Below are 24226 nucleotides of genomic sequence, written 5' to 3' on the forward strand. Positions count from 1 at the left end.
GATCAATCAATCGAAGAAATATTTCTTTGGAACCAGGAGGTTAATTAATCATGAATAGAAATTTATTTTTAATTTGTGGAGTATTCTTCTTTTTAATGTTTATTCTAATGATAGGATCCACATTTATAGCAGGTGATGAAAGTTTTAATTATAATAGTCTAATATTTCTTTCTATGGCAATACTTTCATTATCTCAATATTACATGTTTCCCCATTTAAAAGAGAACGATGAACGCTCAAAAGAGATAAAATTAAAATCAATATTTTATTCGAATATAGTTTTTGCAGGTCTGATGGTTCTAATTTTACTAATCCTAACAATTAACCTTATCTCAATTGAAGCAGTTGATTTACTCAAACTAATGATCGCATTATTTATTGTTATTTCCCCTATTCTTATGATCTTAATAAGCAAAAGAACATAAAAGTTAACTGATGAGAATATCCTCTCATCAGTCAACTTTTACTTTAGTGTTACTAAGAGACAGATGCACCGCCCCATGCAGCTTCAGCAAGAATGCATAATGAACATCGTAGGTTCACCTGCAGTAACCTATAGCCCACGCTACTGCCCAAGAGACCCCTTGTGAATTCATACAGTCAGAGAATTTTTTTGGCACTCCATTGAGGTGTAACATCTGGTTCTTGTGAAGTCTCATCAATTAGTAATTCTCCATCTTGATATACTTCCAATGCAGGAGTATCTACTTGATCTTGATGGAGAGCGTTACGAAGGAAAAAATCATAAAATCAATGTAATAAAGGAACACCAAAGGGGTCTTGTACCAGGACTAGGATGATGATGGTTTAATTCATTAAATATCGAAGCGATGTGTTTGAGACCTATATTAATCATGAACAATGAGAACTTGCTGCTATGCAGCAGGTTTTTTTGTGAGAGAAGCATATTCACTACTGAAGGTTAGCAAACCTCCAAGAATATCTATACCCATATTCACCTATTCTTCCTTCAATCAAATCAAATCAACCCTTCCAAAAGTAAACGTAAGAATTTGTTAAGAATTTCGTTATTCTTTGATAAACTCTCTTTCTTATACTGATGATAACAACAAGGAGGGAGTGAAAAGAATGGTGGATTTCATTTTCAGAGAAACAAACGACGATTCGAGTAACAATCCTTTTGCAGAGATGAAGGAAAAGGTGTTCCACTAGCAAAGCAAGAGTTTATTTTTCGGCGATTTTAACGTGTTGAAAACTCTCGAAGCAAGCAGCACGGAGGCTCTAGGTTAGGGCTCTCAATCAGTAAAGAAATCATCGAACTTTATCATGGAACCATCGGCGTGAAAAGTGATGGAGAAAGCGGGAGTACGTTCTGGTTTGACATTCCTAGTTTTCTTGAAGAAAAGGGAGGAAGCACAATGAAAAAAATCTATTTCGTCATGGGACTCTTCTTTGTCGCACTTTCGGTCTTTTTTGGACCAAAGTTATATGCAAGCTTAACGCAAAAATCGTTAGGAAGTGAGCCGGTAAAGACCGCAGAAATATCAACAGAGCTTTCCATCGCCACATTTGCAGGAGGATGCTTTTGGTGCATGGAGCCTCCTTTTGAAAAACTTGACGGAGTCTATTCAGTAGTATCTGGTTATACAGGGGGAGAAGAAGAGAACCCAACCTATGATGAAGTATCTAATAAGCAAACAGGTCATGTAGAAGCTGTGCAAATTCAATACGATCCAGAAGTGATTACGTATGAGCAGTTGCTGCAAGTGTTTTGGAGACAAATTGATCCCACTGATAATGAAGGACAATTTGTCGATCGGGGTCCACAGTATGTGAGTGCAATCTTTTACCATAATGAGGAGCAAAAAGAGCTAGCAGAGATGTCCAAAAGAGAACTTACGGCATCTGGGACATTTCAAGAAGACATCGTGACATCCATTCGACCTGCTATGACGTTTTATCAAGCAGAAGAGTATCATCAGGATTATTATAAAAAAAATAGCTTGAGTTATAAGTATTATCGAAATAAATCGGGACGTGATGATTTTCTCGACGAAGTATGGGGAAAGGACCGGGAGATTGAGTTCGAAACAAATTCTTCTTACCCGAGCTTTACGGACGATGAGTTAAAAGAACAATTAACAGATCTACAATACAAGGTGACGCAAAAAGATAAAACGGAACCTGCCTTTGATAATGAGTATTGGGATAACAACGAAGAGGGGATATATGTAGATATTGTTTCTGGAGAACCATTATTTAGCTCGAAGGATAAATATGAAAGTGGAACAGGCTGGCCAAGTTTCACAAAACCATTAGTGGAAGAGAATATTGTTGCAGTGGAGGACCGGAAATTTTTTATAGTACGAACCGAGGTAAGAAGCAAGCACGCTGATTCTCATTTAGGGCATGTGTTTACAGATGGTCCTGAACCAACCGGTTTACGCTACTGTATGAACTCCGCTGCTTTAAGATTTGTGCCCAAAGAGAAACTTGAGGAAGAAGGCTATGGGGAGTTTGTAGAATTATTTTAGGGTGAAGTCGATTCAAAAGCAAACTTTTTTCAAAACAGTTCTTTTGGTATACAAGGAGTAGTATGCGGTATGAGCTAATTATTTTTGTTAATGGATCATGAAACATCATTCGTAAAAGGTACTTGGTGAATTGCATACGGATGATAACAAAACGAAAAAAGGAGAGAGTAAAATGAAAAAATGGTTGATTTCATTAGGAGCAGTTGCTGTTTTAGGATTGGGTTGGTATTTGGTTTCCCCTTTGTTCATTGATCAAGTCGTGGATGAGCCGGTAATAACCGGTGCAAAATCAAATCAGAGTGAGAAAGAAGCGAATTCATCTCAAGATATGATGAAGAGTGATGAAGAGGATTCAATGTCGCAAGATGCGGGAACAAACGATACAATGAAGGAAAACGAAACATTCTCAGGGACATTTCAGGATGGGGATTCTCTTCATCAAGCATCTGGAAACGCGATGATTCAAGAAAACGTTGTGAGATTGGAAGATTTTGAGGTAACGAATGGACCCGATCTTTACGTCTACTTAGTGGATGAGGATCAAGAAACAAAGGACGGAGTGTCACTAGGAAAGCTAAAAGGAAATATCGGCAATCAAAACTATGAGCTTCCAGAAGGTACGGAAATCAACGAAGGAATGAAAATTGTTATTTGGTGCAAGCAATTTAACGTAGATTTTGGCTTTTCTATGGTAAATAAAGGGGTGTAATACATGAATCATAAAGTGCTGTTAGTCGACGATGAGGAAAATATTTTGGATGTATGTTCGCGTTATCTTGAGAGAGAAGACTATAGAGTAATGACGGCATCCAATGGTCGAGACGCACTGAAACAATATGAAGCGTTTCAGCCAGATCTTGTCGTTTTAGATGTAATGATGCCAGAGATGAATGGCTGGAAGGTAGCAGAAGCCATTCGCCAGAAAAATGAGACACCGATCATTATGCTAACAGCACTAGGTCAGGAGCAGGATCGAATTTATGGATTAACTATAGGAGCAGATGATTATATCACCAAGCCATTTAGCCCTCGTGAACTGTTGCTTCGAATCAAAAATATTCTTCGGCGAACGTATGTCTATAGTGATAAAAGAAAAAGCGAAGACCTAATTATTTCGGGAGTTTTGACGATTGATATAGGAAAGCGCCTGGTGATGATTTCTAAAAAAGAGATCGACTTAACGATAAAAGAGTTCGATATATTAGCATTATTGGCTCAACATCCCTCTCAGGTGTTTTCCAAAACACATTTGTTAGAGAAGCTATGGGGTTATGCGTACGATGGAGATGCTAACACGATTAATGTTCATATTCGCCGGCTTCGTGAAAAGATAGAGAATAATCCTTCCAAACCTATTTTTATCAAGACGGTTTGGGGGATTGGTTACAAATTTGAAGGAGACCATAAGAATGAAGCTTAGAACGCTACTTATCTTGGCAAATGCAAGTTCTTTTTTACTACTCTTTGTGTTTCTTATTGTCGCGTATATACGAATGTTTCTTTCACATGAGATTATTCTGCTTCTTACGTCAATCACGCTCGTTGCAGGAATTCTTTCCTTTGCTGTTCATTGGTTTATTATGTCTCCTCTTTTAAAAGCGGTGAAGCAGATGACGTTGGAAGCTGAACGAATGGCGCAAGGGGATTTCGACATAAAGGTAACGGAAGCAGGGCCAGTGGAAATAAAGAAGCTTGCCAAAAATTTTAACCATATGTCAGAACAAATTTCCGATATGTTTCAAGAACTTAAGCAATCAGAGAGATTTAAAAGTGAGTTGATCGCAAATGTGTCACATGATTTACGAACACCTATTTCTTCGATTCATTCCTTTGCAGCTGCACTAAATGATAACATTATTGACGATGCACCAACAAAGCAGCGTTATTATGATACGATCTTAGCAGAAACAGAAAAGTTGAGCTTTCTTATTGAGGAAGTACTTCATCTGTCTCAGCTTGAAAACAAAAAAATTCTCTATAAGCCAACTTCGACAGCGGTTGATCAATTGGTGGTCGAGACACTTCAGCAGTTTGAACGAAAGTTAGAGGAAAGAGCCATTAATATCGAGGTAGCATTTGATGAAAACATTACGACGGTTTCTTTAATGCCATTACAGATTAAACGGGTGATGACGAATTTCATCCAAAATGCACTCTCATTTTCAGAGAAACAAACGACCATTCAAGTAGAAATCAAAAGAAAAGCGAATCGTTTTTATTTTGCTGTTAGAGATGAAGGAAAAGGTATTCCACTAGCAGAACAAGAGTTTATTTTTCAGCGATTTTATCGTGTGGAAAAATCTCGAAGCAAGCAGCACGGAGGCTCTGGATTAGGTCTCTCAATTAGTAAAGAAATTATCGAACTTCATCACGGAACCATAGGCGTGAAAAGTGATGGAGAAAGCGGAAGTACGTTCTGGTTTGAAATTCCTATTTTACTTGAAGAGTAAGTACAATGAAAAAAACTTTTTCGTCAACCGATGATAAAAGCCAATTTGTCGATGGGGGTCCATATTGTATGAGAGTGCAATCTTTTACCATAATGATGAGTAAAAAGAGCTAGAAGAGAGCTCCAAAAGAGAGGTCTAAGGATCGGAACGATTTACAAGACATCGTGACACCCGTTCGACCAGACTTTGTGATGAAGAGCCTGGAGAAAATGAGACATAAGCAAACAAAATCCCCATCAATCCTTCCTTTAATATGTATACGTATTTGTACTTTTTTTCTCTTAAGTAATCTATCTAACATTTTTCTACCTTGTTTTACGGTATGCTTAGTAAAAAACGAAAGTGGTGCCGATAGGTGAAAATACGTTTTTTCATAATGATTAGTGTACTAGTGGTGATTATTGCAGGATGTTCAAATGACGAATCACTATCAATTTCAGATGAAGAGATTCAAAATCAGTCTTTTGAAGAGATTGCAGAATCCGCTCAAGGAGAAACAGTACGAATGTATATGTGGGGTGGAGATGAAGGGATCAATCAATATATAGATGAATGGGTTAAACCAAAGCTTCAAGAAACATATGACGTGACACTTGAACGCATTCCTCTTGATACAAATGAAATCATTCAAAAGCTAGAAACCGAAAAAAGAGCGGGACAAGAGGATGGGACAATCGATATTATTTGGATGAATGGAGAAAATTTCAAACGAGCAAAAGAAGGTGAACTGCTGTTTGGTCCATTCGTCGATCAAATTCCGAATGTTGAAGACTATTATGATACGGAAAGTCTAGATTTTCAATATGACTTCGGAAAAGCAACGGAAGGCTTCGAAGCTCCGTTTGGAAAAGTTCAATTTGTATTCCACTATGATTCTTCTAAAATCGAAGAACCACCAGCGACTTTAGACGAGCTTATGGAATGGATTAAACAAAATCCAGGGAAATTCACTTATCCAGATCCAAGGGATTTTACTGGAAATACATTTTTGCGACATGTTTTATACGGAAAAGCATCATCTGTTGAAAAGATTTTGGAAGAACCATTCTCAGAAGAATTAGCAGCAGAGGAATCTGCAAACGTTTGGACGTATTTAAATGACATTGCACCAGATTTATGGCGAGAGGGCCAGGCGTATCCTTCAACACTGTCAGAATTGGATCGTTTATATAGTCAAGGTGAGGTATGGATGACGATGGGTTATAACGAGGCTCGTGGAGAGGTACTTGTTGAAGATGGAATCTTCCCAGATACGACTGAATCTTTTATTTTAGAAGATACAGGTTCAATTGGAAATACTCATTTTTTATCCATTCCTTATAATAGTCCAAACAAGGAAGCTGCTTTGGTTGCGATTCAATTGATGTTGTCACCAGAAGCGCAATTGATCAAGCTTAAGCCAACGTATTGGGGTGAGAATACACCTATTGATATAGACAAACTAGACCAAACAAAACGCCAAGATTTCGATTCGATTGACCGAGGCGATACTGTGTTGGAACAAGAGCATTTAATGGAAACATTTATACCGGAAATCGATGCAACATACGTCCCATGGCTAAAGGAGAAATGGATTGATGAAGTGGCATCTGAGCAATAGATCGTTCCTTCTATTGATCCCAGCATTGCTTTTTTTACTGATGGTTACCTACAGTCTTATCTTGGCATTTGTAGAAAGTGTTCGTGGACCAAATGGATGGACACTCGATTTTTATGTCAGCCTATTTCAAGAAAGACGACTCTATTCATCTTTTATTTATAGTCTGTCCATCACCTTTTTTTCAGTTATTCTTTCTGTTTTGATCGGTTGGGGGATTGTACGATCGTGCCACGCGATGATTGAAAATAGTATAGGGAAATGGATGATTTGGATTCCGATGCTTTTTCCGCATTTTGTGTGGGGTTATTTCGTTCTTTTGGTACTTGGTCAAAGCGGTGTTCTATCATCTGCGTTATTTCAAAGCGGTTGGATAGAATCACGCGATCAATTTCCTATTTTCGTTCAAGATAAAAGGGGTTTAGGGATCATCATTACGTATTTGTGGAAAGAGATTCCGTTTGTTATTTTAATGCTGCTGCCGGTATATGTACAATTGCCAAAGCAATACGGTGAGGTGATTGGTGTTTTAGGGGGCGGAAAGCGACATATCTTTGGAACGATTGAATGGCCTTGGGTGAAGCCTGTGCTTGTTGAAATTTTGTTGATTTTAACAGCATTTATTTTTACAGCGTATGAGGTGCCAGCTTTGTTAGGCGTCACCTACCCACAGATGGCTTCTGTTCTAGCTTACGATTGGTTTTATGGCAGTAGCTTAGAAGAGCGATCTTACGCGTTTGCTTTATTATTTATAATTGCTGCTATTATGACGCTTGCATCGCTTATTTCTTTTATGCTACTCAATCGACAACGATGGTTGTTATCAAAGAGTCAGCACAGTAGGTAGGAGGGGAAAAGAATGAAAAAATTTTTATTTTATAGTTTGACGATTCTCTTTTTCCTAGGGCCTGCTGTGCTTTTACTCTTTAAAAGTGTGACACCCGTTTGGAAGTGGGGAGAACCATTTCATTTTAATTGGACATCGAGGGGCTGGGAATCGTTCTTCATGGATCCAAGAATTGTTCAAGCGTTGTCTTTGTCTCTCATGATTGCTTTGGTTGTGACATTTATCAACTTGTGGATAGCGATCCCCGCAGGAAAAGCTTTGTCACATACAAATTTTAAAGGGAAAAGTATGATTGAGACGTTCTTAGTGCTTCCATTATTTATACCAGTATTGGCGGCAGCACTTGGCTTACATGTTACGATGATTCGTCTGGGAATAGCGAACCATTGGTTTGGAGTTGTGATCGTTCATTTAGTACCAACTGTGCCTTATTCCATAAAGGTAATGAAAGCAGGCTATGATCGTTTAGGGTCAGGCATGCTTGAACAAGCAAAGATGCTTGGAGCTCGTCCGTTCCATGTGTTTCGGACAATTGAACTGCCTATGTTGATGCCAAGTGTTCGCAGTGTGGTGTTTTTAATCGTAACAATAAGTATGAGTCAATATGTTCTAACAGCCGTTATAGGTGGCGGTAATGTGATTACGCTTCCGATCATCTATTATCCGTTTCTACAATCAGTCGACGATACAGTAATGGCAGCTTTTTCAATCGCCTTTGCCGTTCTTCCAGTCGTTGCTGTATTGATTGTTGAGCTAGTGTCGAAATGGTTGCGGACTAATATGTCATTCCGTAGTAGGAGAAGTTCATGAATAAAACCTATATTGATATAAAAAATGTCCATAAATCATTTCAGAAAAATGAGGTGTTCGGTTCCATCCAATTATCTTTAAATAAAGGTGAAATTTTATCACTCGTTGGACCTTCAGGAACGGGAAAATCAACGTTTTTAAGATGTTTAGCTGGATTAGACCAATTTTCATCTGGTGATGTATTGATTGAAGGGAAGACCATTCTTTCGAAAAAAACGAAGGATCGTCCCATCGGCATGGTCTTTCAGCAACCACTACTTTTTCCACATCTAACAATTTTAGAAAATGTAACGTATGGGTTGAGACTGCACAAAAAGAAGAAGGAAGCAGACATTGTAGGCATGAAGTATATGAAATTTGTTGGCCTAGAAGGTTATACACAGATGTATCCACATTCTTTGTCTGGAGGACAACAACAGCGCGTGGCGTTGATTCGGGCGTTGATTGTAAAACCGAAACTTCTTTTGCTTGATGAACCATTTAGCAGTTTGGACCCCGACCTTAGAAGAGAGCTCAGAGATGGAGTTCGGCAGCTGTTGAAAAAAGAAGGGATGACAGCAATCTTTGTTACACATGACCGTGAAGAAGCGATGCTGTTAGGTGATCGAGTGGCTGTACTCGCGAATGGATCACTTCAACAGATCGGTAATCCACAAGATGTGTATGAACATCCCTATAACCAAACGGTCGCACATTTTTTCTCGGATGCACTTGTCGTAGACGAACATCACTATATACGTAATTATGATCTAAATTGGACTGATTCAAAAGTGGGTCATTCGACTGAAAATATCTTCTATCGGGCAGAATGGTTAAATGAATCGTACCATTACGGAAAGCGATATGCGCATGTTAAGATGATAGAAAAAAACCGAAGACTTGTTCTACCTATTGATTTGGATTTTAGAAGGGTTGCTCATGGTGAAATGGGATATATCCGTGCTCGTCAATCAACAAAATGTCGTTTTAACAAAGAAGGGAAATTTAATGAATAGGAAACTAAAGCGTTTCATGCCACTTACTTTATTTATAGTCGTCTTGATCATCTTACTCGGGGTAAGCAGTCGTTATATAAATGTAGGCCCAGTAGAGATTCAGCGTTGGATTAACTCATTTGGTATTTGGGGTCCAGTATTGTTCATTTTATTATACACGGCAAGACCGCTCATTTTGTTTCCTGCAAGCATCTTGTCGTTAGCGGGTGGGTTAGCTTTTGGAGCTGGAGCAGGTTTTATTTATATTGTTATAGGTGCTACGTTAAGTTCGATTGTTGCATTTCAAGTATCAAAGACATTTCAAGCATCATTTTTAAAGTCGTCACAAGATGGAAAACTTTCAAAAATAAAAGATTTAATGGAAAAAAGAGGCTTCCTTTACGTTCTTGTCCTTCGTTTAATTCCTTTGGTGAATTTTGATTTAATTAGCTATGCTGCTGGACTTGCGAATGTCCGTTTACGAGCATTTGTATTGGCAACCGTCATTGGTATTATGCCAGGTACGTTTGCATTTAGCTTTCTTGGATCTAGTTTTGTAGAAGGAAACCCGCAGATTATCTTTATTAGTGCTGTTATTTTTGCCATCCTCTTAATTGTGCCAATTTTATTTCGAAAGAAAGTATCCAAGTGGACCGGGTTAGACTCTAATACAGATAAAAAACGCGATGATCTAATAAAGAGGTGATACCGTGTTAGATACACACGCAAGAAAGTATGCTCAGCCCACGATCCAAAAAACAGCTAGTGGTTTATTAAAGGTAGGATTAACACCAAATCAAGTGACCATCACAGCCTTTATAATCGGTACTTCCTCGGGAGTGTTCGTTTATTTTGGTCAACCAGTACTCGCTATTTTTGTTTTATGGCTATCTGGTTTTTTAGATGCAGTCGATGGCTCTATGGCAAGGCTGACAAAGCCATCTCCGTTTGGCACCGTGATGGACGTAACCTTTGATCGCGTCGTAGAAATAAGTGTGATTTTAGGGGTGGCTTTTCTTTACCCTGAAATGATGTGGGCTGCTTTGTTGTTAATGGCTTCCATCGTTGTATCGATGACCATCTTTTTGACTGTTGGAAACGTATCAGATAACAACGGTGTAAAATCATTTCGCTATCAAGCAGGTCTAGCGGAGCGAACAGAAGGCTTCATTTTTCTAACCGTAATGATTTCTTTTCCAAGTATCGTATTGTGGACAACTTTAATGTTCTTTGCAGTTGAATTGTTCACAGCGGGTCAACGTTTTTGGGAAGCTAAGCGAATTTTATCGTAAAAAGGTCGCCCGAAAGAGGGAGCGACCTTTTTTAAAATCATTTGTATTTTTCGATGAACTTGCGATCAATCCGATCCTTCAGACGCCATGCCCATTTCCCCTGCAAGGCAATCTTCCCGTAAATTAACAGTGCTTCCTTATTCCCAGTTGATAAAATCGCCATGCTCTTTTTTTGAGGAGAATAGTTCACAAACGGTGTTTTCATTAGAGCGGCTCGTAAGTTATCCCATAAAAAAGGGCCTTGACGAACCGCATGCACACCATTCTTTTCTAGATGAGGATGAGTGACAAGAGATACGCAATCACCTGCTCCGAATACATAAGGATTATCAATGGACTGTAGCGAAGAATTAACCAACAAGAACCCATCCTTATTTACAGCTAATCCACTGTGCTTCAACATATCGGGGGCACTTCCTCCTCCCAGAAAAACAACTTCATCGTAAGGAATTCTTTTCCCTTTATCTGTGATGACGTGATGTTCAGTCACTTCTTCCGCACGTTCATATTCATAGTGCTGTATTTTATTTTTGTTGATGATGCTTGTAGCGAGTTGACTTGTCCTTTTTCCATTCTTCCCTAAGAGATCATTCGAATGAATAAGCGAAATCAACCCATTTTTTTTATTTTGCCTATCTTTCCACGCTTGAAGGGAAAGGACCATTTCACATGCAGCAGCTCCGCTTCCAATGATCACTACATTTGCAGCATCTCTTAATTTTTTAGCATGGGTTGGGAAATGGTGTGCAGGTTTCAAGGAGGATTGAAACTGCGTAAGACCATTTATAGAAGGATTGTTCGTATGAGAACCTATATCTAACGACAGATAGTCATACGAAAAGAGTTGACCATCATCTGTTATCACCTGCTTAGCTGTAGCATCGATTTTTGAAATAGACGCATCATAAAACAGGCAATTAGCTTGTTTAGCAAGTTGAGACAAATCAATGCGCATGTCATCAATGGAATACAAGCCTTCAATATACCCAGAAAACATTCCAGAATAATATTGATATTTATTTGACGATATTAAAATCCACTTTGTATCAGGAATAGAATTGGACGCCATTTTTTTTAGAATGCTAAGGTGGCTATGTCCCCCACCAGCTAAAATAATCGTTTTCATGGATAGCCTCCTACTAGGTAGTGTCATAATCATACAAGATGAAAGATATAAATTCTAACATCTTGTTTTGCCTTGCAAATGGTGCTATGATGTACTGATATTTTAGAGAAATGGGAGGATTCATATGGCTTGGTTGTATTTGATTGTAGCGGGTATAACAGAAATTGTATGGGCACTTGGTCTTAAATTTGCAGAAGGGTTTACTCAACTTTTTCCTTCTATAATCACAATCATCTTTATTATCATCAGCTTTTTCTTATTTTCAAAAGCGATAAAAAAAATCCCAGTTGGTACGGCGTATGCAGTCTTTACTGGCATTGGAGCGGCAGGAACGGCGATTATAGGAATGATTGCCCTTGGTGAAGTGGTGAATGTAGGTAAAGTCTTTTTTCTACTACTATTAATTAGTGGGATTCTTGGATTAAAGTTAATGGATTCTTCAAGTGAAGAGAAAGTGAGTGAGCACTAAATGGCTTGGATTTTATTGATCATCGCTGGACTGTTCGAAGTGGCATTTGTGTTGTCAATGAAGCTGTCAGAAGGCTTTTCGCGTGGAAAGTTTACAGCTTTGACCGTTGTAAATGGTGGGATTAGTTTTTATTTACTGTCGCTCGCATTGGTCGATATTCCAGTTGGGACAGGATACGCAGTGTGGACAGGCATAGGCGCTGCGGGAACTGTACTAGCGGGTATGTTCTTTTTTAAAGAAAGTAGCGACCGTAAAAAATTGCTTTTCTTAGGTATGATTATTGCGGGTGTTGTTGGACTAAAACTTGTGGGATAAAAAAATCTTCAGCTCCTTTGTGAATAAACAAGGAGTTGAAGATTTTTTTGTATGTTCTGATTAATTGAGTGAAAATAAGGTGATCACTCTCATTCGTCTCAACCAGCTTTAGCGGAAGTCTCCACATCTACAGATTGATCACTTGAGAGTTTATCTACAACCGCGCTAATCGCTCCGTCACCAGTAACGTTACACGCAGTACCGAAGCTATCTTGAGCCAAATAAAGTGCCAGCATCAGTGATGTCATCGTTCCAGTGAATCCAAGCATTGACTCTAGTAATCCAAGTGAAGCTACTACGGCACCCCCAGGAACACCTGGAGCAGCAATCATTGTAATGCCAAGCATTAAGATGAATGGGAATATTTGTCCGAATGTTGCCGTTTGCCCTTGAATAAGCATAACCGCCATCGCACAGCTAACAAGTGTAATTGTGCTTCCTGATAAATGAATTGTTGCGAGTAGTGGAACACAAAAATCCGCAATGCGGTCTCTGACTCCCATCTTTTTTGTGCGGTCTAATGTTACTGGTATGGTTGAAGCAGACGATTGTGTACCAAGTGCGGTAAAGTAAGCAGGAGTCATATTTTTTAACATTGCAAAGGGTGACTGCTTACTTAAGCTACCTGCAATTGTGTACTGGACTGTTAAGTAAATCAAATGCAAAGCAATAATCATGATGAATACTGTAGCAAATACACCTAAGATCGAACTAACTTGACCGCCTTGTGTCATATTCGCAAAAATCCCGAAAATATGAATAGGCAAAAGTGGGATGATCACTTTTTCTATGAGTTTTTGAACGATCATTCGAAACTCATCCAAAATATTTAATAAATAATTGCTTTTTAATGATGATACGCCTATCCCAAGAACGAATGCGATAAGAAGTGCTGTCATAACACCCATGATCGGTGCCATTTCAACAGTGAAAAAGCCGGATAGCAGTGCGTGTTCTGGATCGCCAAAAGCTTGCGATGCTTGATTCTCGAGTAAAACGGGAAAGAGTAAAGTTGCAGCAGTAAATGCAAGAAGTCCTGCAATGATTGTTGAACCGTAGGCAACTCCAGTTGTTAGCCCTAGTATTTTTCCTGCGCCTCTTCCCATAGCGCCAATGCCAGGTGCAATAAATGCAATAATAATAAGTGGGATGGCAAAGCCGAGGAAATTTCCAAACAACCCATTAAATGTTGCAAAAACTTTAATCACTGAATCAGGTGCAAAACTTCCTAAAACAACACCTAAACCGATTGCTAACAAAATTCGTGGAAGTAAGCCAATCTTCTTCATGATTCATCCTCCTCAGGTGAACAACTGTATTTAATAGGAAGATTATATCGTTTTATGGATCAGTTGTTAATATAAAACGATATATTCAGAATAATGAATTTATTTAGAGTTATTAATGTAATGGGAATAATCGTGATATTAGGCTTGGTTTTTTAGGTATATTGTTATATTGATGATATGAAAAGAAGGGGCAAAAATCCCGTTTGTCAACAACTTAAAATAAAACCTTTGAGGGGCACTTGTGTTGTATGAAGCTATAGAAGGCTTTTCGCGTGGAACGTTTACACCTCTGACTGTTGTAAACGGTGCGAGTAGCTTTTACTTACTGGCATTGATCCGCTATTCCAGTATGAGACAGGCTACGCAGTGGACAGGCGTAGGCGCTGCGGAAAGTGTACTAGAAGGTATGTTCTTTTTTAAAGAAAGTCGTGACCGTAAACATGTGTGATAAAAAAATCTTCAGCACCTTGGTGGAATAAACAAGGTGCTGAAGATTAAGCGATCACTCTCATTCGTATTAACCAGCTTTAGCAGAAGTCTCCATATCTTCTGATTTACCACTTGAGAGTTTATCTATAACCATGCTAATCGCTCCGTCACCAGCAACGTTACACGCAGTACCGAAGCTGTCTTGAGCCATATAAAGTGCCAGCATCAGTGATAACATCGTTCCAGTGAATCCAAGCATTGATTCTAGTAACCCAAGTGCTGCCACGACGCCACCACCAGGAACACCTGGAGCAGCAACCATTGTAATGCCAAGCATTAAGATAAATGGGAACATTTGAGCGAATGTTGCCGTTTCACCTTGAATAAGCATAACGGCCATCGCGCAGCTAACGAGTGTAATTGTGCTTCCTGCTACATGAATCGTTGCGAGTAGTGGAACACAAAAGTCCGCAATGCGGTCTCTGACTCCTATTTTTTTCGTGCGTTCTAGCGTCACTGGTATGGTTGAAGCTGACGACTGTGTACCAAGTGCGGTAAAGTAAGCGGGGGTCATCGTTTTTAACATTGCAAATGGTGACTGTTTACTTAAACTACCTGCAATCGTGTACTGAATGGCTAAGTAAATCAAATGCAAAGTAATAATCATGATGAATACTTTAAAAAATACACCTAAGATCGAACTAACTTGACCGCCTTGTGTCATATTCGCAAAAATCCCGAAAATATGAATAGGCAAAAGTGGGATGATCACTTTTTCTATGAGTTTTTGAACGATCATTCGAAACTCATCCAAAATATTTAATAAATAATTGCTTTTTAATGATGATACGCCTATCCCAAGAACGAATGCGATAAGAAGTGCTGTCATAACACCCATGATCGGTGCCATTTCAACAGTGAAAAAGCCGGATAGCAGTGCGTGTTCTGGATCGCCAAAAGCTTGCGATGCTTGATTCTCGAGTAAAACGGGAAAGAGTAAAGTTGCAGCAGCAAATGCAAGAAGTCCTGCAATGATTGTTGAACCGTAGGCAACCCCAGTTGTTAACCCTAGTATTTTCCCTGCGCCTCTTCCCATAGCACCAATTCCAGGTGCAATAAATGCGATAATAATAAGTGGGATGGCAAAGTTAAGGAAATTACCAAACAACCCATTAAATGTTGCGAAAACTTTAATCACTGATTCAGGTGCAAAACTGCCCAAAACAACACCTAAACCGATTGCTAATAAAATGCGTGTAAGTAAGCCAATTCTTTTCATGATGAGTCCCCCTGAGGAAAACAAATGTATTTAATGTGAGGATTATATCGTTTTATGAATCATTTGTTAAGTTAAAACATTATATCAATAATAATAAAATTATTCTGAATAATAAATGTAATATTGATGCGAATGGTACAAGGTTAGAAACATTGTTATATTGAAAAAATGAAAAGGAGAACCAACAACCCCATTTACCAAGACTATAAACATGATAAAATAAAGAAGCATAGCATAATCGTAAAACGAAACCCAATACTTGAAATAAAACCTTACATGGAGGAGATTATAATGAAAATGAAACTTTGTTTGTTATTTGGAGGAAAGTCTGCGGAACACGAGGTTTCTCTCCTAACAGCAAAAGCGGTGATCAATGCGTTGGATTTAACGAAATTTGAAATTTATCCGATCTTTATTACACCAGACGGTGAATGGAGAAAAGGTCCAGCCTTAGAAGGACCTGTTGACGATGTAACAGCACTTCAATTTGGAGAAGAATATTCGGTATCAGCAATGGAAGGACTTCAATCAACTTCTTTATCTGTAACGAATGAACAGACTAGTGAATTTGATATTATTTTTCCACTATTGCATGGACCTAACGGGGAAGATGGAACAGTGCAAGGGTTATTAGAGGTTATGAACCTCCCCTATGTTGGAAACGGTGTCCTAGCGTCAGCTGCAGGGATGGATAAAGTCATCATGAAAAACTTGTTTAAAGACGCTGGACTCCCACAAGTAAATTATGTTTCATTTATTCGTAGTGCTTGGGATCAAAATCGTCAAGCAGCCTACGAGAAAGTAGAAAATGATATAAAGTATCCATGCTATATTAAACCAGCGAACTTAGGTTCAAGTGTTGGCATCAGCAAGTGTACGAACCGTCAAGAGTTAGAAGCAGGGTTTGTAGAAGCATTTCAACATGATCGAAAGGTTATTATTGAACAAGGTGTGAAAGCTCGCGAAATTGAAGTTGGCGTACTAGGAAATGATTACCCAGAAATGTCTGTTCCAGGTGAAATTGTCGCGCAAAAAGACTTTTATGATTACAAAGCAAAATATGTTGATGGTGATTCTGTAATGATTATCCCAGCTGAACTACCTGAGGGTGTGGCAGGTCAACTCCAACAAATGTCAAAAACCGCTTTTCAAACAATCGACTGTTCAGGTCTTGTACGTGCAGATTTCTTTTTAACAGAAGACAAAGAAATATTTATCAATGAAGTGAATACAATGCCAGGCTGTACGCAGCACAGCAGCATGTTCCCACTGTTATGGGAAAATACAGGTGTTACGTATTCAGAGCTTATTGAAAAGCTTGTTGAACTTGGGATCGAACGTCACAAAGAAAAACAACAAATCAAATACACTTTTTAAGGAGTTTGCTTTATGAAAAGAACCTTAGGACAAATTGCTGAGATGATTGGAGTTGAACTTCCTAATCAAGCATTTCGCGACGTCATCGTTGAGGGAGCAAGCATTAATACAAGAACATTAAAAGAAAATAACCTTTTCATTCCTTTTAAAGGGGAGAAAGTAGATGGTCATACATTTGTTAAGCAAGCCTTTGAACAAGGGGCTGCTGCAACACTTTGGCAAGAAGGGGTTGAAAATCCACCACTGGATGTTCCGCTTTTGTTAGTGAAGGATCCTGAGCTTGCGTTACAGGAGATGGCACGTGTTTACCGTAGTCAATCTTCTTTTAAGGTTGTAGCGATTACAGGTAGTAACGGTAAAACGACCACAAAAGATATGGTAGCAGGTGTTCTCTCGACCCAGTTTCTTGTTCAAAAAACAGAAGGCAATTTTAATAACGAGCTCGGTTTGCCGTTAACGCTTATAAATGTAGAAGAAGAAACAGAAGTGGCGGTACTTGAAATGGGGATGAGTGGATTCCGTGAAATCGCCTTTTTGACAGAGCTTGCTTCACCAGACATTGCGGTCATTACAAACATTGGCGAATCTCATATGCAATATTTAGGTTCAAGAGAAGGAATCGCAAGGGCAAAATTTGAAATTACAGAAGGACTTTCAGAGCATGGTATCTTATTTTACTATGGTGATGAACCCTTGCTAAAAGAACTGGTGGAAAAATCGACTGGCTTTTGCTCTGCATCTTATGGGTATGAGCAGACAAATGGTTTATTTCCTAAAGAGGTTGAAGTAACAGAAAATGGGAGCAAGGTGTTGCTGACGGCAGACCGCGACCAATTCATTGAAGTTCCTGTACTAGGCCGCCATAATGTCTTAAATGCATTGGCTGCTGTTCGTGTTGGCTTGCATTTGGGTATGACGCTTTCAGGTATTGCACAAGGATTTCGTTCGATGAAACTTACTTCGATGAGAATGGAGCGTGTTAATGGAGCAAAAGGTGAAATAATCATCAATGATGCCTATAACGCGAGTCCTACTTCGATGAAAGCCGTTATTAAATTCGCAGAAGACATGCCAGTTGAAGGTCGCAAAATATTACTATTAGGTGACATACTCGAGTTAGGTCCGAATGAGGAAGCATTCCACCGTGAGATTGGTAAAGAAATACATCCAACCAAAATTGATTACGTATTGACATTCGGTGAGCGCGCGCACTTAATTGCAGAAGAAGCATCTGAGCATTTTCCAAAAGGAAGAGTGCAGTCGTTTGGATTAGAAAAGGCAGAGTTAATTAACATGTTAAAAGGACTAACTACTGCAAACGATTTGATTGTTGTAAAGGGTTCAAGAGGAATGAAGCTAGAAGAAGTTGTTGAAGCTCTGCAAATAAACGTGTGATTAAGTCTTCTTACCCAAATAAACGGGTAAGGAGGCTTTTTGCTTTACTAAAAGATTTATCGGATTTTTTAATAACGGCCATTTATGGTGAAAGATGGATTACGCTGAAAACTGCATGAAAATAAGTGGTTTGGTCATTATAAATACAAGCTAGTTAATACACCTCTTAGCGCTACATGAGGAGTTCAAGCACTGAACCATGGATCCCTACATTTATTGAGATGGAACAAATTTGCGACCATAGTGGATAATATGTATACGATCATCTTGGTATATACCAAAAAATTAATAAAAACATTCAAACACCTTATTTGCTATGCATGGAACAGTGAATGAGATCGCTTTCTTTTTGGAATGTAGAATCACTCCTATGATGGATGATTGTTTTTTAAAGAAATGCGTGATAAGATACGTAATACATCTGCTACATTTTATGCAACGAGCTCTTTTGACAGTAAGAAGAGTGTATTTTTTTGTTGGTTGTCTTTATCAACATGGAAGACCAATTTTAATGATTGGCATCTCTAGCGCACTCGGCATATGACCGGGTTTTATTTTTTTCTCTACCTTGTTGGAGTTGAACAAGCCACTTGCGCTTTTGCGATTGGGGTGAAGAGTTCGCCCTAACTATTTTATAAGGACAACGATGAAAAGCTATCGCAGTCTTCTAAGCGATCATAGCTATGTGTATGAAATAGATGATTCACAATACAAAGGAGAATGAAAGAATTGACACTTTTTTCAGAATTACCAATTAGTCCAGCTATCCTAAAATCCATTAAACGCATGGGATTTGAAGAAGCTACACCAATCCAATCAGGTACGATTCCATTATCAGTTGAAGGCAAAGACATCATTGGACAAGCCCAAACAGGTACAGGAAAAACAGCCGCATTCGGTATTCCAATGCTTGAAAAAATTAATACTAAATCCCCTGCAATACAAGGATTAATCATTGCGCCAACGCGTGAGCTTGCAATCCAAGTTTCAGAAGAACTTTACAAAATAGGTAGCGACAAGCGCGTCCGAGTTCTTTCTGTTTTTGGTGGTCAAGATATTCAACGCCAAATTCGTGCGATGAAAAAAAATCCACATATTATTGTTGGGACACCAGGTCGTCTTTTAGACCACATTAACCGTCGTACATTGAAGCTTGATAATGTACAAACACTTGTACTTGACGAAGCAGATGAAATGCTTAACATGGGCTTCATCGATGACATCGAATCAATCTTGAAAAACGTACCAAGCACTCGTCAAACACTTCTTTTCTCTGCAACAATGCCTGGACCAATCCGCAAAATTGCAGAACGCTTCATGACCAATCCAGAAACAGTAAGTGTGAAAAGAAAAGAAATGACAGTTGAAAACATTGAGCAATTCTTCGTTAAGGCGCATGAGCGTGAGAAGTTTGATGTTCTTTCACGTCTTTTGAATGTACAATCACCTGAGCTTGCAATCGTTTTTGGTCGTACGAAGCGTCGTGTAGATGAGCTTGCTCGTGCACTTGAAATCCGCGGCTATATGGCTGAAGGAATTCACGGTGACTTGACACAAGCAAAACGTATGTCGGTTCTTAAGAAATTTAAAGAAGGCCGTATCGACGTTCTTGTTGCAACAGACGTAGCTGCTCGTGGACTTGATATTTCAGGCGTAACACACGTATACAATTATGATATCCCACAAGATCCAGAAAGCTATGTTCACCGTATTGGTCGTACAGGTCGTGCTGGTAAAACAGGTATGGCGATGACATTTGTTACACCACGTGAAATGAATTATCTTCGCGTTGTTGAGCAAACAACGAAAAAGAAAATGACTCAACTGCAACCACCAAGCTCTTCAGAAGCACTAGAAGGTATGCAACGTGCAGCTGTTGATCAATTAAAAGAAACAATTACTAAGAACAACCTTGAACAATACAAAGTATTGGCGCGTGAATTGATAAATGAAAACGAGGCACTCGATGTAATCGCTGCAGCGTTAAAAGCATTAACAAAAGAGCCAGACAGCACTCCGGTTGATATCACACCAGAAAAACCATTATCGTCTAAGAAGCATAACAAACCTTACCGCAGAGACGATAAGAAGTATGGTTCTCGTGGTGGTGGAAACCGTAGCGGTGGTGGAAATAAAGGCGGATCAAAACCTTACAATAGCCGTCAACGCCAACCAAGACGCACATCTACATCTCGTCAAGACGGATAATAGTTACACAAAAAAGGCTGCCGAGAAATTCTCGACAGCTTTTTTGTTTTCTTCAGCCTTTCGACTGGTGAAACATACAAAAGGTTTGACCGGGAAGTTAAGTGTGAACAATGGATTAATGAGTTCATAAAATCGATCTAGCCAATGAAACGGTGCCCGTCTCAGTAACCACCAAACGACCTTGAAGAGTAACTTATCGATTTTCTAGACTGTAATAAATCCCATGTGTTTGAAGAATGAAGTCAACTTTATTAAATTCCGTCCTCAAAAAAGATACGCCCCGATCATAGGCTGATTTTTTCCCATCTCCATCGTTTAATTCAGAAAAAATGATTTTTATTCAAATATGTTTTTCTTGTTATATTAAATTGAAACATTCTAAGAAAAAATGCCGTACTATATAATAGTATACATAGTATAGAAGGCCAAGAAGATTGGGGAGAGAAGAATGGATCGAAGAGAACCGAGCACGCGAATATCTGAGCGCGCGTTGACAGTATGGAAGCTTTACGGTTGGATCACTGCAGGAATCATCAGTTTAGTAGCGATTGCAGTTATTACACTTAGTATTATTTTTGATTGGTCAAACTGGTTCATTGTGGCAGCTGTTGTTTTACCGATTATTGATATCATATTATTTGTTTACATTTTTCCAACATTAAAATGGAAAAGGTGGCGTTATGAAGTACGAGAAGAAGAGATCGAACTTCAACACGGGATCTTTATTGTCAAACGAACACTTGTCCCAATGATACGTGTGCAGCACGTGGATACTGAGCAAGGTCCGATTCTTCGTAAATATAGACTATCGACAATCAGCATTTCAACTGCTGCGACAGTGCATCAAATTCCTGCGCTTGATCTTGATGAAGCCGATTCATTAAGAGACTCTATTTCAGCTTTGGCAAGGGTGGCGGAAGACGATGTCTGAAGAAAAAAGGCTCCATCCTATATCGACAATTATTAGCTTTGTGAAGCACTTAAAGGATGCTGTAATTCCACTTGTATTGTTGCTATTTTTAAACCGAGGGGACCAAGATTCCTTTCTAAGCTACATGCCCTTAATAGTTTTAGGTGCTTTCCTAATTGTGATTCTTTTTTTAGGGATTTTAAAATGGTGGCGGTTTACGTATCGGCTTGAAGATGGGGAACTTCGCATCGAGTATGGATTGTTTGTAAAGAAAAAACGCTATATTCCATTTGAGCGAATTCAAAGTTTAAATTACTCAGAAGGAATCTTGCATCGTCCGCTTAAACTCGTAAAAATTAAAGTGGAGACAGCGGGTACATCATCTAATTTAGAATCTGAAGCCGAACTAACAGCTATCACAAAAGAAGAGGCAAATGAACTTAACAGCATTATTTCAAAAGCAAAAAAACGCATGAAAGGTCAGCATGAAGAGTCTAGAGAAGAAGGACATGCGCTTAATGAGGGTGGTGAACAGCCTGAGGACATTCCTGAGGAAAAGATTCTCTACAAGATGAGAGCTAAAGATCTGATTATTATGGCCACGACATCAGGAGGAGTAGGCGTAGTAATCTCAGGGGTCCTTATTTTTCTATCGCAATTTGCAGAAATGATTCCATATAAAGCGGTGATGAATGAGTTAGCTGAGGTGGTAGAAGCAGGGGTTTTACTCACTGGGATCGTTGTATTTTTTGTTTTATTAGTTGCGTGGGTCATTGCAGTGGTATTGACCTTCTTGCGTTACGCTGATTTTACTGTAAAACTAGTGGAAAAAGACATCGTGATCACACGTGGATTATTAGAAAAGAAGCAAACTACGATTCCCTTAAACCGTATTCAGGGGATCCGATTTAATCAAAATATAGTAAGAGAACCCTTTAAATATACAAGCGTTACGATTGAGAGTGCGGGGGGCTCTGCATTGGAAAAGGATTCGCACACGATTCGCTTACTTCCAATGATAAGAACCAAGCAAGCGACGCCTATTTTACAGGTGATATTACCTGACTATGAATGGGAATCGGAGTTTATAGGGGCGCCAAGACGTTCCGTTTTTCGTTATATGTTTTGGAATTTGTTGTTTGTTACTTTGGCGATTGTACCATTATCTTACTTCTTTTATCCGGTTGGATTGCTATCGTTAATTTTATATCCATTTATGGCATTGTTATCATGGATGCAATTTCGTTCAGCTGGTTATCGACTGAGTCCGAACCAATTAACCGTTCGTTTTCGCGTGTTGGATAAGCAAACTGTGTTCATGAAGAGAAAACGAATTCAATCACTCGAGTTGCGACAAACATGGTTTCAAAAAAAAGGTAAAGTTGCGACCGTTTCTGCGACAATTAAGTCGTATATTGCTGGTAGTGAAAGCTCAGTGAAACATCTTGCAGTGGATGACGTGGAGAAGGTGCTTGAATGGTATCGTCCTGAAGGGCAACTTTTAGAGGAAAAAGAAAAAGTTCACCAACAAACTGTCGAATAATAAAACAGCTTTTGACTACCTTGAGTCGTCTCTCAAAGTAGCAAAAGCTGTTTTTAAATGGATTATTGTTTGGATTTATAAAAAATAAACAATCCGATGAAGAATCCTGCAATCAATCCCGCAATATGGGCTGTGACATTCACGTTTGCTGTGAAAAAAGTCATGATGACGCTGATGAGCAATAAGGGGAGCATGATTTGTTTTAATTCTGTAGGTGCACGCTCTTTAAAAATAAACAAGATCGCAGCATAAACACCAAACAATCCGAAGATCGCTCCACTAGCTCCTACGGAAATATACAATGGTGGTTGAATAAATAAAGTGGCTACATTAGCAATTATTCCTGTTAATAGGTAAACAATGATAAACTGAGTGTGACCTAAGAGTCGTTCAAGCGCTGGTGCAAAAAGTACGAGTGAAAACGTGTTAAACAATAGATGCCATAAATCAGCGTGAGCGAATATAGGTGTGACGAGTCTCCACCATTCACCTGTTGAGATAAGAAAGTTGACACCCATTATGATACTCATAAAACTATTTCCTAAGTCAGCTGGCAGAGATGTAAGTATAAAGACTACGCCGTGAATGACCACTAATGCCGATACAACAGGATACTGTTTGATAAATTGTGATAAGCTTTCTGTACGAAAAAACAATGTAGTAATCCCCCTAAATTCAAGTATTCTTGCATATTTAATGATATTTTATTACGATATTAGCTAAAGAACGCCCTCCTCGGGAATTGCCTTATGCTTGTCGAAGCTAAACGAGCCGCTTGCGCTTTTGTATCATCTAGCTTCAGCGGCTAGCTCCTCGAGTCATAAGTCACTTCCCTGTGGTGGTAAAGTGCGCCCTCCTCGGGAGTTGCCTTATGCTTGTCGGAGCTAAACGAGCCGCTTGCGCTTTTGTTTATCATACACGATATTACACTCGAAGGGGTGGAGAGATGATTGTTGGGATTGGAATGGATTTAATCGAGTTAGGACGTATTCAATCATTAGTTGAGCGTCATCCAAAGATAGTACGACGCATTTTAACGATAACCGAACAAAACCAGTATAAAAAATTAAATGAGTCACGACAAATTGAGTTTTTATCAGGGCGGTTTGCTGCGAAGGAAGCATATGCAAAAGCTGCTGGAACGGGAATTGGTTCTGAACTATCCTTTCAAGATATAGAGGTTGTAAAAGATCCCCTTGGCAAACCCTACATAAAAATAGATCGCCCTGGAATCGTACACCTTTCGATCACACATAGTAGAGACTATGCTGCGGCACAAGTCATGATTGAATCAACTGAATCATAAGCTAAAGCGTAAGAGGCTGGACGAGCCACTTGCGCTTTTTTCATCCAGCGCAAGCGGCTAGCTCCTCGAGTCATAAGTCATTTCCCTGTGGTGGAAAAGAACGCCCTCCTCGGGA

24 protein-coding genes and 1 pseudogene are annotated in these 24226 nt (G+C 39.1%); 21 read left to right on the forward strand and 4 right to left on the reverse strand.

The window, feature by feature from the left end; all coding sequences use genetic code 11:
* The first annotated feature begins 50 nt into the window (after positions 1-50).
* From AB1471_RS14660 to AB1471_RS14715, 12 genes and pseudogenes are all read left to right on the forward strand, one after another.
* Complete coding sequence (locus AB1471_RS14660; RefSeq protein WP_367780521.1) at positions 51-425, forward strand: hypothetical protein; 375 nt, start codon at positions 51-53, stop codon at positions 423-425.
* Positions 426-1226: 801 nt separating this feature from the next.
* Positions 1227-1337: pseudogene (locus tag AB1471_RS14665) on the forward strand (ATP-binding protein); the annotation flags it as partial.
* Positions 1338-1379: 42 nt separating this feature from the next.
* The gene (gene msrB / locus AB1471_RS14670) at positions 1380-2495 is read left to right on the forward strand and encodes a peptide-methionine (R)-S-oxide reductase MsrB (RefSeq protein WP_367780522.1); all 1116 of its coding nucleotides are present in this window, start codon (positions 1380-1382) and stop codon (positions 2493-2495) included.
* 172 nt (positions 2496-2667) lie between these two features.
* On the forward strand, positions 2668-3204 hold the full coding sequence (locus AB1471_RS14675; protein ID WP_367780523.1) for a DM13 domain-containing protein: 537 nt from the start codon (positions 2668-2670) through the stop codon (positions 3202-3204).
* Positions 3205-3207: 3 nt separating this feature from the next.
* On the forward strand, positions 3208-3915 hold the full coding sequence (locus AB1471_RS14680) for a response regulator transcription factor (protein ID WP_367780524.1): 708 nt from the start codon (positions 3208-3210) through the stop codon (positions 3913-3915).
* Positions 3905-4945, forward strand: a complete 1041-nt coding sequence (locus tag AB1471_RS14685; protein WP_367780525.1) for a sensor histidine kinase — start codon at positions 3905-3907, stop codon at positions 4943-4945. The genes AB1471_RS14680 and AB1471_RS14685 overlap by 11 nt, the downstream gene beginning before the upstream one ends.
* A gap of 355 nt (positions 4946-5300) precedes the next feature.
* The gene (locus tag AB1471_RS14690) at positions 5301-6545 is read left to right on the forward strand and encodes an ABC transporter substrate-binding protein (RefSeq protein ID WP_367780526.1); all 1245 of its coding nucleotides are present in this window, start codon (positions 5301-5303) and stop codon (positions 6543-6545) included.
* Positions 6523-7389, forward strand: a complete 867-nt coding sequence (locus AB1471_RS14695) for an ABC transporter permease subunit (protein ID WP_367780527.1) — start codon at positions 6523-6525, stop codon at positions 7387-7389. Before AB1471_RS14690 ends, AB1471_RS14695 begins: the two co-directional genes overlap by 23 nt.
* A gap of 12 nt (positions 7390-7401) precedes the next feature.
* Positions 7402-8199 carry an ABC transporter permease gene (locus AB1471_RS14700; protein ID WP_367780528.1) on the forward strand — a complete coding sequence of 266 codons (798 nt, stop codon included), beginning with the start codon at positions 7402-7404 and terminating at the stop codon, positions 8197-8199.
* Positions 8196-9194, forward strand: coding sequence for an ABC transporter ATP-binding protein (locus AB1471_RS14705; protein ID WP_367780529.1), 999 nt, complete (start codon positions 8196-8198; stop codon positions 9192-9194). The genes AB1471_RS14700 and AB1471_RS14705 overlap by 4 nt, the downstream gene beginning before the upstream one ends.
* Entirely contained in the window at positions 9187-9879 is a 693-nt protein-coding gene (locus AB1471_RS14710; protein WP_367780530.1) for a TVP38/TMEM64 family protein, read from the forward strand. The genes AB1471_RS14705 and AB1471_RS14710 overlap by 8 nt, the downstream gene beginning before the upstream one ends.
* Positions 9880-9883: 4 nt before the next feature.
* On the forward strand, positions 9884-10465 hold the full coding sequence (locus tag AB1471_RS14715) for a CDP-alcohol phosphatidyltransferase family protein (protein ID WP_367780531.1): 582 nt from the start codon (positions 9884-9886) through the stop codon (positions 10463-10465).
* Between the two features lie 37 nt (positions 10466-10502).
* Here AB1471_RS14715 and AB1471_RS14720 read toward each other — a convergent pair whose 3' ends face one another.
* Positions 10503-11591, reverse strand: a complete 1089-nt coding sequence (locus AB1471_RS14720; protein WP_367780532.1) for an FAD-dependent oxidoreductase — start codon at positions 11589-11591, stop codon at positions 10503-10505.
* Between the two features lie 124 nt (positions 11592-11715).
* Here AB1471_RS14720 and AB1471_RS14725 point away from each other — a divergent pair, with 124 nt between their 5' ends.
* Positions 11716-12060: a DMT family transporter gene (locus AB1471_RS14725; protein WP_367780533.1), complete on the forward strand. Its 345-nt coding sequence runs from the start codon at positions 11716-11718 to the stop codon at positions 12058-12060.
* Positions 12061-12375, forward strand: coding sequence for a DMT family transporter (locus AB1471_RS14730; protein ID WP_367780534.1), 315 nt, complete (start codon positions 12061-12063; stop codon positions 12373-12375).
* 98 nt (positions 12376-12473) lie between these two features.
* Here AB1471_RS14730 and AB1471_RS14735 read toward each other — a convergent pair whose 3' ends face one another.
* The gene (locus AB1471_RS14735) at positions 12474-13664 is read right to left on the reverse strand and encodes a dicarboxylate/amino acid:cation symporter (protein WP_367780535.1); all 1191 of its coding nucleotides are present in this window, start codon (positions 13662-13664) and stop codon (positions 12474-12476) included.
* A gap of 244 nt (positions 13665-13908) precedes the next feature.
* Between AB1471_RS14735 and AB1471_RS14740 the strand changes: the two genes are divergently transcribed.
* Positions 13909-14112 carry an SMR family transporter gene (locus AB1471_RS14740; protein ID WP_367780536.1) on the forward strand — a complete coding sequence of 68 codons (204 nt, stop codon included), beginning with the start codon at positions 13909-13911 and terminating at the stop codon, positions 14110-14112.
* A 69-nt stretch (positions 14113-14181) separates the two neighbouring features.
* Here AB1471_RS14740 and AB1471_RS14745 read toward each other — a convergent pair whose 3' ends face one another.
* Positions 14182-15372 carry a dicarboxylate/amino acid:cation symporter gene (locus AB1471_RS14745; protein WP_367780537.1) on the reverse strand — a complete coding sequence of 397 codons (1191 nt, stop codon included), beginning with the start codon at positions 15370-15372 and terminating at the stop codon, positions 14182-14184.
* 291 nt (positions 15373-15663) lie between these two features.
* On the opposite strand from AB1471_RS14745, the gene AB1471_RS14750 reads away from it, so the two are divergent.
* The 5 genes from AB1471_RS14750 to AB1471_RS14770 all read left to right on the forward strand — a co-directional run bounded on the left by AB1471_RS14750 (position 15664) and on the right by AB1471_RS14770 (position 22805).
* Entirely contained in the window at positions 15664-16749 is a 1086-nt protein-coding gene (locus AB1471_RS14750) for a D-alanine--D-alanine ligase (RefSeq protein WP_367780538.1), read from the forward strand.
* Between the two features lie 12 nt (positions 16750-16761).
* Complete coding sequence (locus AB1471_RS14755; RefSeq protein ID WP_367780539.1) at positions 16762-18144, forward strand: UDP-N-acetylmuramoyl-tripeptide--D-alanyl-D-alanine ligase; 1383 nt, start codon at positions 16762-16764, stop codon at positions 18142-18144.
* 729 nt (positions 18145-18873) lie between these two features.
* Complete coding sequence (cshA, locus tag AB1471_RS14760; protein WP_367780540.1) at positions 18874-20352, forward strand: degradosome RNA helicase CshA; 1479 nt, start codon at positions 18874-18876, stop codon at positions 20350-20352.
* Between the two features lie 448 nt (positions 20353-20800).
* Entirely contained in the window at positions 20801-21283 is a 483-nt protein-coding gene (locus AB1471_RS14765) for a PH domain-containing protein (RefSeq protein WP_367780541.1), read from the forward strand.
* The gene (locus AB1471_RS14770; RefSeq protein WP_367780542.1) at positions 21276-22805 is read left to right on the forward strand and encodes a PH domain-containing protein; all 1530 of its coding nucleotides are present in this window, start codon (positions 21276-21278) and stop codon (positions 22803-22805) included. The genes AB1471_RS14765 and AB1471_RS14770 overlap by 8 nt, the downstream gene beginning before the upstream one ends.
* A 62-nt stretch (positions 22806-22867) precedes the next feature.
* Here AB1471_RS14770 and AB1471_RS14775 read toward each other — a convergent pair whose 3' ends face one another.
* The gene (locus AB1471_RS14775) at positions 22868-23461 is read right to left on the reverse strand and encodes a rhomboid family intramembrane serine protease (RefSeq protein ID WP_367780543.1); all 594 of its coding nucleotides are present in this window, start codon (positions 23459-23461) and stop codon (positions 22868-22870) included.
* 290 nt (positions 23462-23751) lie between these two features.
* Here AB1471_RS14775 and acpS point away from each other — a divergent pair, with 290 nt between their 5' ends.
* Entirely contained in the window at positions 23752-24111 is a 360-nt protein-coding gene (acpS, locus tag AB1471_RS14780; RefSeq protein ID WP_367780544.1) for a holo-ACP synthase, read from the forward strand.
* Positions 24112-24226 lie beyond the last annotated feature (115 nt).

This window comes from Jeotgalibacillus marinus (assembly GCF_040801915.1).
Lineage (GTDB): Bacteria > Bacillota > Bacilli > Bacillales > Jeotgalibacillaceae > Jeotgalibacillus > Jeotgalibacillus marinus.